Here is a 14,771-nt window from a genome sequence, read left to right on the forward strand (position 1 = left end):
TGCTCGTATCTGGTATACGTCTCGTCACTGAGTTAATGGGAATGTAAGGAAAACGAACGGGGACCGCTAGAGGCAAACTGGAAAGAAGTGTCAGGCCGTGAGGCGTTTTCAGATATTAGATAAAAGACTCAATAAAGATTTAATATCTTAGCGCTTTTGGTCGTAGTTACTCCAAATCGCTTTATTGAACTGAAGATTTTGATTTGTAAGGTGGTTATCCGAGAAATTAGATTGTGAATATTGCCAATAGCATCCTCACGCAATTCAACTTACTTCACGGTTTACCTTATAAATGTTGGATAATTTATCAAACCGACATTCATTATATCGATAACTTGTTTATGATAGCGGTCGATATAAAAGTGCTATTCAAAGGCTTTAAACCTAAGCGTAATATTTCGCTTAGGAACACATAACTATGACAACGGAGTTGGTCGTGAAAAAACTACTATTGGCTACAGCAGTGGTCGCAGCTGCAGGGGGCGCTGGCTACCTGTACCAAAATAACACTACCTCGAGTGATTCAGGCTCACTACTTTCGCAAGTTCCTGCGGATTCGCTCATGGTGACGTATCAGACGGAACCTTTTAATCATTATAAATACATGAATGCATTTGGTACGGCTAATCAAGGCTCGATTGCTGAACTTTTTGCCGATGAACCACTTTCTCCACAGCAACAGTTTGCCGTTAACTTGTTTGATGGATATCTGGAGAGCGCTGCATCGCCAGAAACGTTAAAAGCCTACTTAGGTACCGGAGAAAATATTAATCCTGTGTTGTACACAATCGGTATGGTACCAGTGTACAAATTGAAGATTGAAGACCCTGCCGCGTTATGGAAAACATTGGATCACGAAGAGCAGATGAGCGGTGCTAAGCACGAGCTGGTTAAACTCGGTGAAGTTGAGTTTCGTCGTTACGAGATGACAGATTCGGTTGACCCGCAAGATGGCATTGGCTTGGTTGTTGCCGTGGTTGACAACGTACTTACGTTAACGGTTGATATTCCGCAATTGGGTGTTCAAAACCCGCTTAAAATGGCATTGGGACTTGAGTCGCCAAGTCAAAGCATTGCGGAGAGTGGACGCCTAGCGGCGTTGCAGGCTAAATACGGCGAAAACAATAACTCTTTCGGTTACTTTGATCACCGTGAATTGGTTAAAGGTTTGACGACGAAAGATGGCAATATCTTTGCGCGTCAAGTCAGCATGCTGGATGCCGTTGACCCTGAGCCGACTATTCAGGAGATGCGCTCACCAGCCTGTCATACTGAACTTACTCAAGTTGCAGAAAACTGGCCTCAATCCGTCGCATTTGCGGAATACAAGTTGAAAGGCGAGCAGGCATTCATTAAAGGTGCTTTTGTTGTTGAATCGAAAAATAAAGTGATTCTAGATGCGCTTAAGTCGATTCGTGGCGTTTTGGCAGAATCGAACAATGATAAGAGCTTCTTTAGCATGGCGCTTGGTTTAGACATTAATACGCTAGCGCCATCGATTGGTCAGATTTGGAGCGACTTGACTCAGCCTCAGTACCAATGTTCTTTATTGACTCAAATGCAGCAAGAGATGGGTGGCCAAAACCCAGCCGCAGCTGTGAGCATGGGCTCCGGCATGGTTAACGGCCTGAAAGGATTAAGCCTGCAAATGTTTGATATCCACGTTGACACTAATGCTCAGCACGGTGAAGTATTTAGCCAGCTAGATGGTATGTTGTCTCTATCTGCCAATGATCCAATGATGCTGATTCAAACCGCGCAAATGTTTGTCCCTGAACTTGCTCAATTACAAATTCAGCCGGATAACCAGCCAGTTAATGTCAGTGACCTGCTAGAAATGCACACAGGCTTGAAGATGGATGTGTTTGCTCGCTTAAACGAAAACCATTTTACGCTCTACAGTGGTGAGAATGCCGAAGACGCGAGCAAAGAAGTGATGGCACAACCACTTTCTCCAAATGGCTTGTTCAGTTTTGACTTCGATTCAGAACGCATTTTGGAAGTGTTGGAAAGTGCGTCAGCCGTGACTGGTGAGCCGTTACCTGATGATGTTATGAAAAGCTTACAAGGTGAGCTTGTTGGTGGGATGACGATGGATGTAACAGATCAAGGTATTGGTTTTGAGTTTGATTACCGTGGTGCGACCAAACCCGTGACGGTTGCACAGCAGTAAAACATCGAGTAGAAAAAGGCGGCCAGTGCCGCCTTTATTTCATCGTCGAACTCAGATTTGTTTACCATCGAGTCGGACATTCATCAAGATTATGACTGCAACCAAACAGGGTTACTCCAGGCTGTGCTGCCGTCTTTATCTTCGACTTCTAAACTTATCCATCCCTCTGCGTCGCTAGGTATAGGTAGCGACAACTCTATGCGTTGAGTATCAACTTTCGGGTTAATCGTCAGGGTATTCAGCACGTTGCCGCCTTTACCGATCAATCGAATTTCTTTTAGACCATCGGCTGCAACGACGTGGATATCCCACGTATCGCCAGCTGTTGCTGTTTCACCAAACATAATGTTTTGCGGATAAAGAATAGGGCCTTGTGTTGCGTAGCCATGGCCGGCTTTAAGTGCTTGCGCAAACTTCGACGGCGTTAGCTCTCCATCGACTCTTGCCATCATTCGAATCTGCCCCGTGAGTTGGTTCCAAGCATCGTGGGTGTCGGTTCCCGCCGTAAAGTACATTGCTTCACCTTGATCCCAGAGTTTATGTGCTTTCTTCAACGTTGGTTCATTGTCTACGCGCGCATTAAGCTCCATAAGGTCGAAGCGATCCGTTTTACCACCAGGGACTGCATTTTTAGCGATATTCGTAAAGTAGCCATAATCGTTGTATGGATGGTTCATCGGTACGACTTCAGCTCCCATCTCATGTACGGCGTCAAGTAACTTGTGAACGTCAGTGGTGCCAGGATCGACCGTTAGCTCGGCGCCATTGTCGATAGGAAATGGGTTCATATGTCCCCATGATGGCGAAACTTCGATTGACGGAATAAAAGGCACGCCACGTTTCGCAGATAGTTCTGCAAACTTCTGGTGGTTAATGGTTGAGTCATGATCGCTAATGAAAGTCAGGTCAAGATCCGTTGCCAATTGAGCACGCACAACAATTTCTGGCGGGGTAACGCCTTCCAACACGTTGCCATGATGGTGTAAATCTGCGCCATACCAATGCTGACGGTTAGGAAACGTCACTTGAGGCACTTCTACTCGTTGCTTCGTCGTTTTACCGGACGTTAGAGTTACGTCTAATGTTTGGGTTTTAGCTGTAAAACCTCCACCAGAGTTGATACCTAATTTGTATTGACCGGGTGCCAGTTTTAGCTCCGCATGACCTGCAGGCAGCAGATCGGTAAAGAAGGTGCGTTTACCCAAAAATTCAACCGGTGGCGCTTGACCTTCAAGGATGGTGATTCTCGCATCTTTGGCCAGACCTGATGTTGCCTCTTCAACTTGAAGTGAGAGAGTTGCTGGGCGTTTTAGAGACGTAAAATCGAGTGTTTGCTCGCTATTTCTCGCCACTTGAATCGATTGCAGCTCGCTGTTTGCGTGACCAGTCGCTGTGCCGTAGATTTGGTACTCACCCTCAGGCAGCGCCATGCTGTACTGGCCATCTTTGGCCAATGTCCAGGCATAGGGTTGTCCTTCTTTTTCGATCATCACGATAGCATCTTCAGGAACACGACCATTATCTGCGCGTAATTGGCCGTTGATGGTGCCTGTCGCTTGTCCTAGTCGGTCAGCTTCTGCCTTGACAATGGGGGCCATGTCTCCATTTGGAACCACTTGTAATCGGGATTGGAAAGTTCGGCTTTCACCTGCTTTCAAGGTATGCCCTAGGTACATGTCACGACCATTGTATTTGACGCGATCAAAATAAGGAGCATGAAGTGCAAAGGCCCAGTCTCGATCATAAGCGACCATGCGATCGGCGAGGGCATGGTCGGCCATGGATTCTTCTTTCCCTTCCAACCCCGGCACGGCAAATTGGTAGCCAGTGTCTGGCCAAATGGTGTGCCCTGATTCTAACGCGAGATCTTTTTTACCTTGGTTGGTCATGAGCGTTTTAAGCGCAATTGAGTCAGATCCAGAAGCGAGTGTATACCATGTTGTGATATCAACGTTATCGAAGTTGCGGCTCACTTTAATGACCGCTTTATTGTCGCTGTCTTCGATAATTTCAATGGACTTGCGATCATTCGGCCATGCGGACCAGCTGTTAGGAATGAAGTCAGCAAAGGCAACACGGTCAAGATCTACTTTACCATCCTTTACTGCTGCCAAATCGACCAATGTTCCTCGCGGTACGCCCCATGGTGGTGCGGATTCAACAGCGAGAGCGAAGGTGACATGTTCGTTTTGAACGGTAATGTCTTGAGCGTGTGTAGCTTCGCCATCGGGGATCGTGGTCTTTCCCTGTGTGATACTCACTCCCGCATGCGCTGAAGTTCCAAGCAAAAGGCCAGAGATTAAAGTTGCCACTGCACTTTTTGAAAAATTATGCATGAAGACACTTCCTTTTTTTCATGATTTATTATGTGAGTTGTCGATGGCATTGTGCGTTAACTTAATTAGACGTTCAATTAAAAAAGCGAAAGAGATGAAGAGGTTAACTCGTTGCTATTATTGTTTTACAATTGATTTTTAAACCTTACGTTTTGATTTTAAAGGCTTTTTGTTGTTTGGTTTGTTTTTGTGTAGAGTAATAAAAATATTTAGAACACTAATTATTTTGGGAGAGATGTGAACGATTTTTGGCAGCATTGAGCAAACAAAATGATAACAATTACACTGTATATGTGAGAAAAAAGGTCAAGATAGTTCTGAGAACGCATATAATATTTTAAGTTAAATTTGACTTTTTATTCTTTATGTTTGGGTTTTTATCTTGTCTCTGACTAAAAGACCTCTAATAAAGATTGGAGCAAACATAGAGACACTATGTTTTTTGAGTGAACTATATACGGTGGCAATATGTCGAAGACATATCAATTGATTGCTTGAGGTTTAGATGGGGTTTATTCGTAAATATAAACTGAGCATAGTTTTGTTTTTGAGTGGTGTGGCATGTTTAATTGCGTACCACGCTCAGGGCTCTTACGTAGATGAAAATGGCTTATTAGTAGAGTCATTTGGGTTTATCCCTTTGTTTTGGCTCTTTTTGGGGTTAGCCTTCGCCTCTTTTGTGGGCTCTTTTGTCAAACACCGTAATCGTAATTAAAGAGCAAACGTGAAGTTTACTCCTTTTTCTGAGGATGGGAGTATTGCTGATATTTTGGTAACTCTTTTCTTAGGTTACTAAATGTTGCTCGTGCACTTTGTTTTGATAGTTTGTTGATTAGCCAGATTGGCAAAAGGCCTCCGGGGTCAGCAAACGCTTTGTAGTCAATGAGTGTCGTGCCATTAGTGAGCTTTTGTAATTCCCAAGTTGCATCAACCGAACGAATGCGAACATAGCCCTTTTGTTCAGCAAGATATGAGTCTGGTGCGCTTTTGATTTTTATCGTGAACCCAAGTTCATCGACCCAATATTTAGAGTAGGTGAGCATATCACGATTTTTTGCAGGCCATGGCGCCGTAAATCGGGTATAAACGATGTTTTCGGTGGCTGATATTTGATTCAAAACCCGGCTATGACTGGCATTGTCAATCCAGTTCGGGATATTATCACTATCTTCCAATAGCGTTAAAAATGCGCCATAGCTGGTGGGTGTGAACATCCGAGCACGAATCTCAACCAAACCGTCGGTATGCTCTCGAGAGTAGATAGTGATTCCGTTATCGTCACTATCAAATTGCCAGTACTCGTTGGCTTTCGCGGCGGTGCCAGCGGATATAAAAGTGGCGAGTAGTAGCGCGCCAATTCGTAAATGCAACATCATGTTAGTACCCGCCAACTTATCCTTAGTTAAAGCTTATACGATGTGTTCTTAATTATAAGGACAATAGTCAGTCTTTTCGTTACTGTTCTGAAGGTTGCTCTGCTCCAAAACCTCGTTGAATATTGGTGAGCGTTATTGCTGCAAACACCACAATAACGATTGATAGATGCCAGGCTTGGCTTAAACCAAGCTGTACCAATGTTAAGCTGACCAATGAGGATACGATCATTTGTCCACCTCCAGACATGGCTGCTGCAGCACCAGCCTGCTTTTTGTAGGGTTGCATTACCATGGCTTGCGCGCAAGGTAAGGCAATGCCGTTACCTAAGATCATTAATAGTTGGCCCAACATTAAATACAGCGGTTCTACCGGGCAGAAGAACAACCATATTGCAGCACTGAGATGCAAGAATGGACTACAAAGTAGCATTCTTTTGTTGCCGATAATTGGCCTTACTCGGTTACAAATCGTGGTGCCGCCTAACATACCTAAAGCGGGAATGAGTGCCCACATTGCGTATTGATCGGATGTCATGCCAATTTGGTCTTGCATGATAAATGGCATCACGGACACGGTCGTTATCATCAGGCTGAAGTTTAACCAACTGATGCTGGCAAAACTCATAAAGTAACGTGACGTCACCAAGTCTCGATACTGGAAAAGCATGTTGCGTGGTGACGGGATAACAGATCGTTTTGCAATGGTTTCTGTAAACTTAAAGGCGATGATTACCCAAGCGAGTGAGACATAACCTAACAGTGAAATGAACACCATACTCCAACCAAAGTGGAAGTTGATAAAGCCGCCAATCACAGGCGCAATGAGTGGCGTGATCGAAGCTGCCATAGCGATATAAGACATGGCAACAGGGAGCTCATCACCGCTAAATCTATCCCGAGTCGATGCTCTCGCGAGTACCGCGCAGCACCCAGTTCCTAAGCCTTGTAGAAAACGCCCCATCACCATGCCTGTGAAGGTGTCACTGAGGAAAATGATCATTAATAGACCAGACATCGCGATGAGCAAGCCCGTCAGCAGCACTTTTTTTCGACCCAAAGCATCCGATACCGGACCGTAAATGAACTGAGAGGGACCAAAACCGAGTAAGTAAATACTCACGAGCAGTTGGGCTTGATCAAGGGAGATAGAAAAGTCTTTTGCGATCCATGGCAAAGAGGGCATAACAAGCCCCATGCTCAATTGGCCAACACTGATAATAAGACAGGCGAGTAAGATAGTGCGAAAGTTGATTGGGCGACTCATGATGGATCACCATCAGAATAACCTCTTTGCTTTCGTGTTCTGAGGCAGCCTTCATCATCCACTTCATTTAACTTAGATTTGACGCGTTTTACGGTAGATAGGCTGACATCACACTGCTCCGAAACACTCTTCAACGTATAGCCTTCTAACAGCAGCGTTGCGATCTGTTGGTGTTTAGTTTTGTCTGCTGGGCGCCCGCGAAATTTCTGTTTCCACAAATCTGGCTGCTCTTTAATGGCTTGTCGCCCTTGCTCCGCTGCAAACAGGCGGTGCTCAGTCTGCACTTTTCCATATCCAGATAACACGGTGAGTAGCGTTTGAGTTTGAACAGAATCCGGTTCAAATGTGAGTGGTTCACAAACGGTTTTCAGTGTGACCCCTTTTGCTAGTAACACTTTGATTGTATTTAACGCCTGACTAAAATCTCGACCAAATGCCGTTAGCCACCAGAGCACAATCGTATCACCTGCTCTGACGGAATCGAGCAGTTGTAAGAATGCCTCTCTCTCGGTTGGAGGCATGCAACCACGAACCTTATCCTCAAAATGCTGAGCTTCGGGCGCAAAAGCTTTTAGAGTATTAAGGTGCTCTTGATAAGCTCGATTCTTTGGCGAGTAACGTGTGTAAAGATAAGTAGCCATATGGACTATACGCCTTTTAAGTTTGGTTCATATTCTGTAATGGCTCATAAATATACAGAGGTTCATTAATGCTTACAACACTAAATGGACCATTGAGGTTGAGCAAAAGCAAATAAAAAAGCCAACCGAATGGTTGGCTTTAGTCATTCAAGCTTTCGTTGTCTGCCGCTCGATTAGTTTCACTGGTACCATCATTTTGACCAAGCTACCGTTTTTAGTATTGATTTGATCAACAATGATCTTCACGCATTCGCGAGCGAGACGACGAAAATCTTGGCGGAATGTGGTTAACTGATAACTCAACCACTCTGTCTGCGGAATATTGTCGAAACCAATGACTTGTAAGTCTTGCGGGATACTCAATCCGCATTCGATACGCGCAATATCCATAACAGCCATTGCAAGGTTGTCGGTCGCACAGAACACGGCTTCTGGTCGGTTTTTATCAGCGAGTATTTCGCGGATTTTGTCGAGTGAGCTAGCGTAATCATAAGTGGCTTCAACGATGCGTGGCGTATTACTAGTTAGGTCTTCAAATTCAGAGCAGAAGCCGCTTTGGCGCTCGTCGTTGGTAAAGGTTGGCACTTCACCCGTCAGGTAAACCGCATTCTTCACGCCACTTTTGTGCAGAAGTTGCGCGGCTTGTTGGCCAGCTTCGTAGTTGTCACTGATAACGTAACTGCTCTTAGTGCCTTCTACGACGCGTGCATACTGAACGATAGGGATATTGAACTCTTCACACTCTTCATACAGTGATTTGTTGAAGGTAGCGGAAGCGGCAATGACACCATCTACACGGTATTGGAAGATGTTCGGGATTGAGTGGTTGTCTTCATCATCCACTTGCCATGGAATCAACACTGCTGAGTAGCCTTGCTTCTGCAATTCACTTGAAATCAATTGGAGTGTTTTCATGTGGATAGGGTAATCCGCATCGGGGAATACCAAACCGATCAACTTAGATTCGTTGGTGGTCAAGCTACGTGCAAAAGCATTTGGACGGTAGTTTAGGGCTTTCGCAGCTTCAAAGACCTTTTGCTTGGTCTTCTCTGACACTGAGCTGCCCGGAACAAACACACGCGATACAGTAGATTGAGAAACGCCAGCCAGTTTGGCAACGTCCTTCGATGTTACGGTTTGTTTTGCAGGATTCATGTGAGTGGATTCATAAGTCAGTTTAACTGTGACTAGGTTAACACAAATAGGTACGTACTCATAAAGAGAAATAAGCAAGATTTAGGTAAATAAAGGATTGGATTGTCTTTGGTGGCGCAATTTGGGTAGTACCCAAGTCACATTTCATGTTTTGCATACGAAAAAAGCCTTACCTAAGAAAGGTAAGGCTTGCTCTTATTTCCCATTTCCACTAAATCGAATAAGTTACGTAACCGGAATAACTTATCTCGTGGTTATCAGAAGTAGTAGCGAATACCTGCCGCGAATTGATCATCACGGTTTTCGAATTTGCTGCCATCGTACTGACCTTTACCTAGGTCGAACTGGTATTCAGTCCAAACTAGGAATTTGTTCTTCTGGAAGTGGTATTCAAGACCAGGAATCAGCAAGTTACGCTCGTAACCTTGTGTCTCGTCACCGCGATCTTCCATGTAGTTGTAGTTCAACGTTGGGCGTAGGCCGTTGTCGAAGTGGTAGTAAGTGTAGATTTCGCCACCTAGGGTATCGAACATTACGTCCGTACCACCTTGGCTCGCTGCTTCCCAGTTTTCGCCAACGTGGAAAGTCGCACCCGCGTAGAAGCCACCGTTGCTGTAGTTCGCGCCCAATAGCATGATGCGCATGTTGTCGCCGTTTTCTACGCCAACCACGCTTGCATCCAGATCCGTAACTTCATTTTGATGGTAAGCCGCACCAAGTGTTACGCCATCAACGGGTTTGTAAGTGATAGACGCACCCATGCCGTTTTTCAATGAGGCTGTCGCATTGCTTGCTAGAGCAACATCTTCACGCGTGGTTTGGTAAGTAAAGCCGTAGCTCACTTTTTCATTAATTGAATTACGGTACGTAACTGAGTTTTCTGCACGACCTGCACCGGATGCGATACCCCAGTCAGCTAGGTTGTAAACACCGGAGCCACGAGTACCGAATACACGACCTAAATCGGTGTACCATGCTACGTCGTAGAAGGTAGACCACTGCTTAGTACCTGCAGCAATCTTGCCGTATTTTTCGTGATCGACACCTGCGTATAGTAAGCGGTCGTAAATGTTGTCGCCGTTCGCGCCAGAGTTGTAGCCCCATTCCGCGTGACCGAAACCAGTCCAGCCGTTATCAAGACCCATTTGGCCTTTCAAACCGAAACGTGAGCTGCCGCTGTTCCATTCTCCGTTATCATCACCGCCACGGTCTTGGTAGCGAAGATCGAAACGGCCATCGATGGTTAGGCTGTCGCCAGCGTCATTAACAAAAGTGTGTGCAGCAAAGGCTGAGCTAGAAGTAAGCGCTGCTAAAATCACTGCTGAAAGGGTCGATTTTTTCATCATCAATCTCGTTATTCAGGGCGCAGAAAGCCACCGTGCGTTCATGCCCGTTGTGAATAAGGGTTCTATCTTGAGGTTGTGCCCCATCCTTGAGGCACGAGTTGGGAGCATGTCGCCTGAACCGAGAGGGGATTCAGGCAACATAAAGGCGGGTTGACAATCCGCCCCTAGGACTTCTTATAGAGAAGGGTTTAGGATCTGTTGAGTACGCTCGAACACGTCTAGACCTTGCTGTTTTAGCCAGTAAGGAAGGTCGATCAGTACCCAGTTCTCAGATAGCTTGTCGCCGTCACGGTAGTAAACGTCAACCACTTGCATGTCTGCGCGTACTTCACCACCTGTCATACCTAGGAAACCACCGATTGGCGTGTTAGATAGGTTTGGCCAGCCGAAGAAACAAGAGAAGTTACCTTCTGCGAAACGACATACGTGGCCGTTAAACTTCTTGTCTTTCAGGTTGTTACGGAACGGCAATTGGTGCTGCTGTTGGTAACGAGGGATTGTGTAAGACGCACCGATACCACATGGACCGTACCAGATCATGTCTTTAGACCAGCTCTTCTCAAGAACTTCTGGTGGGCAACCCATAGCGCCGCTGTCGTTTAGTGCAGATAGGTCATCAACCATCTTGTTCACTAGTGCTAGTGTTGCTACGCCTTCTTCTGGTGCCGCGTCTTCGAACAGTAGACCGTCGTGGTTACGAGGACCAGGGTATACGAAGTGCTTACCTGTTGATGGTGGTAGTGGGTAACAACCCGCTTGGTCCATCGCGCCTAGAAGGTCTAGGAATAGGCCAGTATTAGTGATCTTGCCGTTTTCAACACAGTTAAATTCTGCGTAACGGATGTTCATGATTTTGCCAGTTGGGCGCATGCCTAGGTATTCAGCGTCGAATAGACCCATGAAGTGACCCATGCTCATTACCCAGATTTCACCTGATGTTACTTCGTTCTCACCACCGATGAAGATGTCTTGACGACGCTGCATGCGAGTCATTGATTTCATCAAAGGAGCCCAGAAAACGTCAGCTGCTGCTTGAGCGCCTTGTTGCTCACGGAATGGGTAAACACCACGCCATAAGTAATCTTCTGAAGTGTGTGCTTTTAGTACTTCTGCTACGTTCTCGTGAGTTGCGTTTTCCATTGCGCTGAAGTATTCACGTACGACGCGTTTCGCTTCTTGATATTTAGACATAATAAACTCTCTTATTTGCTGTCGAATCGGCTTTGGGAACAGGACTCGAAATTAAGTTTTTTCATCCGGCCGGGGAGCCAGCCGGAGTTTTTGAAATTCAGTTACGCTTTTGCTGCTTCGGCTTTTTTGCTCTTATCGAGCACGCCGCCTTTTAGTGTCTCTGGCAGTGATAGCCATAGAAGACCAGCAAGGATCCATACGATTGGTGAACCCCACATTGCGGTTTGTAGGTCGGTACGTTCTTGGATGAAGATAAGTACCATTGGTGCCCACATACCGAGGATACGACCGCCGTGGAATAGCGCCGCGCCGTAGCTACGTAGGTGTGCTGGGAACAGTTCTGAGAAGTAACCACCCCATACCGCTGAAGAAGACAGACCGAAGTTGTAAATCAGACCAAGTAGAGCCAGCATGTTTAGGCCGCCAATCACCATGTCGCCAGGTGCAACAAAGAAGATTGAAACCATGATGCCCGCTAGGATGAAGCCAAATGCGTTCACCTTACGACCGAATTTGTCAGCTACCCAACCCCAGAACCACGCACCAAACAGTGAACCAAATGCTGAGATAGAGAAGATGAGACCGATGGTTGCACCGTCGAACATACGTACATCACGTAGGTAAGTGGTTACGAAGCCACCAAAGAATTGGAAACCATAGAAGTTAAGGCCAGCCAGTAATAGGCACGTTAGTGTGATCTTACGGTAAGGCTTGCTTAGCATTTCGCCCCAAGAGCCTTTTTTCGCTGGTGTATTTGATTCTTCTGCTTTTGCTTGCTCTTCTTCACCGTAAGCGATCACTTTGCTGTCGCTAGGTAGTACAAAGATCATGACAACAGCTGCTGCCAATGGTGGGATACCACCTACAAGCATTAGGCTTTCCCATGGTGCATCTATGCTTGCAATAAATGCTGCATACGCACCCATTACCATTAGTGCTACAGAGAACATAGAAGACGCGAATGCCGTCAACTTACCACGTACCGTTGGCGTAAATAGGCCGATCATCAGGCTCACTGCCACGGTGAAGTAACCACCCAATGACAAACCAATGATGAAACGCATTGCTGCCCATGTTGTGTAGTCGGTGAACATCATATTGATGATCGTTGCGCCACCGTTTAGGGCTGTGATGGTAATAAGAGTGGATTTCTTACCAAATTTTGTTGCGAACCAAGCACAGCTCAATGCACCGATAAGTGCACCAACCGACTGCCATGTATAGAACTGGGCAGTGTCTGACAGGCTAATACCATCATACGCTTCAACGATGTATGGGCGTACGTAGTCAATAATTACAAAGTTATAACAATAAAAAAAGTAACCAACCAGTATCGCTAGATAGGCAGCTACCCTTTGAATCATAGGAACTTCGCTCATGTGTCTTTTGGCATTCATGACCGATAAACCTCTATTTCACTTAGGATTTGTTGCTATTCAAACTTAAAGAACACGATCTTATTGGGATCGTCTTCGATTTCGTGTCGTGGTGAATCATAGTTTTTTTAAGGTCATTAGATCCGTGATCAATATCAATTTTAAAATGAATGCGTACCCAATTGGTGGTTTTTAGTGATGGGAGTCTCATTAAATCGGTCTTTTTGGCATTTTTGAATATATAACCGTCTATATTGGTGATTATAGTCACAGTTATGGCGGGATTATCGTTTAGATATGCTTTTTTAAAGTAATATCCAAGCACAAATAATTAGCACCCAGAATTATGGAAACCCTGAAATGGTTACGTACTCAAGTTTTGTGGTGATTGCGTTATACGTGTTAATCACCATACTAATCAGCTATTTAGTGAATAAGCGCTACAGCAATGGTGGCGACTTTTCCACGGGTGGAAAGCAATTTGGCTGGTTTACGGCAGGTGTTTCGATACTTGCGACTTACATTAGTGCGATGACGTTTGTAGGGATGCCTGGTTGGGTTTATAGCTCTGGCATGGAAGCGATGAGTATTCACCTTAACTATCCCATCGTTATCTTTTTCACTGTCATTTTCTTTGTGCCTGTCTTTTATAAGCTGGGTCTGACTTCGATTTATGAATACCTTGAGCACCGCTTTGGGGTGTATGCAAGAACCATCAACTCGATTGTGTTTATTGTGGTTCAATGTATCTCTGCGGGTGTGATTTTGTATGCCGTGGCGCTGATCTTAGTGCAAGTTCTGCCTATCAGTATTTCTGAAGCCATTATCTACATTAGTATTTTCACCGCTTGCTATACCTATGCGGGCGGGATTTCCACGGTTATCTGGACCGATATGTTGCAATCTGCAGTATTGGTTGCGGGCAGCATCGCTATCTTTGCCCTTCTAATGACAGAGATTAATGCGGCAGATTACCTTTCTCGTGATCACCTGAATATCATCAACTTAGACTTTGATTTGGGCGTGGATACCACACTCTGGGCTGGCGTGGTTGCCGTGAGCTTTTTGCATTTGAGTGTGTACGGCACCAACCAATTGATCATCCAACGCACGTTAGCGACGAGATGTGAAAAGACGGCGCAGAAGTCGATGCTGTTGTGTGGTTACGGTGCGTTTTTCGTGTACTTGTTCTTCGCGGTACTCGGTGTTCTTTTGAGTGTTTTCTATCAAGATCAATCGTTTGAAAACAGCAATGAAGTGATTTTGGATTTCGTCTTCAACCACACTAACCCAATCGTCGTTGGTTTGATCATTTCCGCGTTGGCGGCGGCCGCAATGTCGACCTTGGATTCGACCTACAACTCAATGGCGACCGTCGCAACGTTCGATATCTACAAGCGTTTCGTTCGCAAAAGTGCCGATGATGAGCACTACGAAAAAGTCGCAAGAAAGATGAGTTTGCTTGCGGCGGCCATGGTGGTAGTGCCAGCTCTTCTGGCGGTATCGAATGAATCGGTACTCAAAACCATCGCTAGTCTGACTTCTATCTTTGTTGGTATCCGTTTGGGTTCATTCGTGCTTGGCTTATTCTGGGCGAAAGCCAACGAAAAAGGCGTGATCGTTGGCAGTATCATGAGTGTGATTGCGGTGTTTACTGCGATGTATCTCGACGTGGCTTGGCCGTGGTTCGCGCCAATTGGTACGTTCGTCTTCCTTTTGTTTGGTGTGTTAGTGAGTCGTCGTTGGGGCGCTGTGACTGCCGAACAACAAATCTTTATCAATAATCAAAAACATCTTTTTGCAAAGCCAACCGCAAGCCACTACGGGCTGTTGGTGTTCGCTGTGGCGACCATCGCTGCTTGTATGGTTCTCCCTGATTGGCTTTATGCTGCATTGTCGTAATAGGTAAGTTT

General features: G+C 45.6%; 11 protein-coding genes. 3 read left to right on the top strand and 8 right to left on the bottom strand.

Translation table 11 applies throughout. The annotated features are described in order from the left end of the window. The first annotated feature begins 418 nt into the window (after positions 1–418). On the top strand, positions 419–2,173 hold the full coding sequence (locus B7360_RS00545) for a hypothetical protein (RefSeq protein WP_173669992.1): 1,755 nt from the start codon (positions 419–421) through the stop codon (positions 2,171–2,173). An 89-nt stretch (positions 2,174–2,262) separates the two neighbouring features. On the opposite strand, the gene B7360_RS00550 is transcribed toward B7360_RS00545, so the two are convergent. Then, positions 2,263–4,509: a CehA/McbA family metallohydrolase gene (locus tag B7360_RS00550; protein WP_085342483.1), complete on the bottom strand. Its 2,247-nt coding sequence runs from the start codon at positions 4,507–4,509 to the stop codon at positions 2,263–2,265. A gap of 505 nt (positions 4,510–5,014) precedes the next feature. Here B7360_RS00550 and B7360_RS00555 point away from each other — a divergent pair. Continuing rightward, positions 5,015–5,224 carry a DUF3955 domain-containing protein gene (locus tag B7360_RS00555; RefSeq protein WP_085342484.1) on the top strand — a complete coding sequence of 70 codons (210 nt, stop codon included), beginning with the start codon at positions 5,015–5,017 and terminating at the stop codon, positions 5,222–5,224. A 16-nt stretch (positions 5,225–5,240) separates the two neighbouring features. Here B7360_RS00555 and B7360_RS00560 read toward each other — a convergent pair whose 3' ends face one another. The 7 genes from B7360_RS00560 to B7360_RS00590 form a co-directional block, all read right to left on the bottom strand. Then, positions 5,241–5,885 (bottom strand): START domain-containing protein, encoded by a 645-nt coding sequence (locus tag B7360_RS00560; RefSeq protein WP_173669993.1) that lies wholly within the window; start codon positions 5,883–5,885, stop codon positions 5,241–5,243. A gap of 79 nt (positions 5,886–5,964) precedes the next feature. Beyond that, positions 5,965–7,149, bottom strand: a complete 1,185-nt coding sequence (locus B7360_RS00565) for a multidrug effflux MFS transporter (protein ID WP_085342485.1) — start codon at positions 7,147–7,149, stop codon at positions 5,965–5,967. Further along, the gene (locus tag B7360_RS00570) at positions 7,146–7,790 is read right to left on the bottom strand and encodes a recombinase family protein (protein WP_005395606.1); all 645 of its coding nucleotides are present in this window, start codon (positions 7,788–7,790) and stop codon (positions 7,146–7,148) included. Before B7360_RS00570 ends, B7360_RS00565 begins: the two co-directional genes overlap by 4 nt. Positions 7,791–7,937: 147 nt before the next feature. Continuing rightward, positions 7,938–8,945: a LacI family DNA-binding transcriptional regulator gene (locus B7360_RS00575; RefSeq protein ID WP_074190328.1), complete on the bottom strand. Its 1,008-nt coding sequence runs from the start codon at positions 8,943–8,945 to the stop codon at positions 7,938–7,940. A 257-nt stretch (positions 8,946–9,202) separates the two neighbouring features. Continuing rightward, entirely contained in the window at positions 9,203–10,288 is a 1,086-nt protein-coding gene (locus B7360_RS00580; RefSeq protein WP_085342486.1) for a porin, read from the bottom strand. 177 nt (positions 10,289–10,465) lie between these two features. Further along, positions 10,466–11,482: a nuclear transport factor 2 family protein gene (locus B7360_RS00585; protein ID WP_085342487.1), complete on the bottom strand. Its 1,017-nt coding sequence runs from the start codon at positions 11,480–11,482 to the stop codon at positions 10,466–10,468. A gap of 101 nt (positions 11,483–11,583) precedes the next feature. Continuing rightward, positions 11,584–12,879: an MFS transporter gene (locus B7360_RS00590; RefSeq protein ID WP_085342488.1), complete on the bottom strand. Its 1,296-nt coding sequence runs from the start codon at positions 12,877–12,879 to the stop codon at positions 11,584–11,586. Positions 12,880–13,218: 339 nt separating this feature from the next. On the opposite strand from B7360_RS00590, the gene B7360_RS00595 reads away from it, so the two are divergent. Continuing rightward, complete coding sequence (locus tag B7360_RS00595) at positions 13,219–14,760, top strand: sodium:solute symporter (protein ID WP_085342489.1); 1,542 nt, start codon at positions 13,219–13,221, stop codon at positions 14,758–14,760. The last annotated feature ends 11 nt before the right edge of the window (positions 14,761–14,771 follow it).

It is taken from the genome of Vibrio sp. ArtGut-C1 (assembly GCF_002105475.1).
In the GTDB taxonomy this organism is placed as follows: domain Bacteria; phylum Pseudomonadota; class Gammaproteobacteria; order Enterobacterales; family Vibrionaceae; genus Vibrio; species Vibrio diabolicus.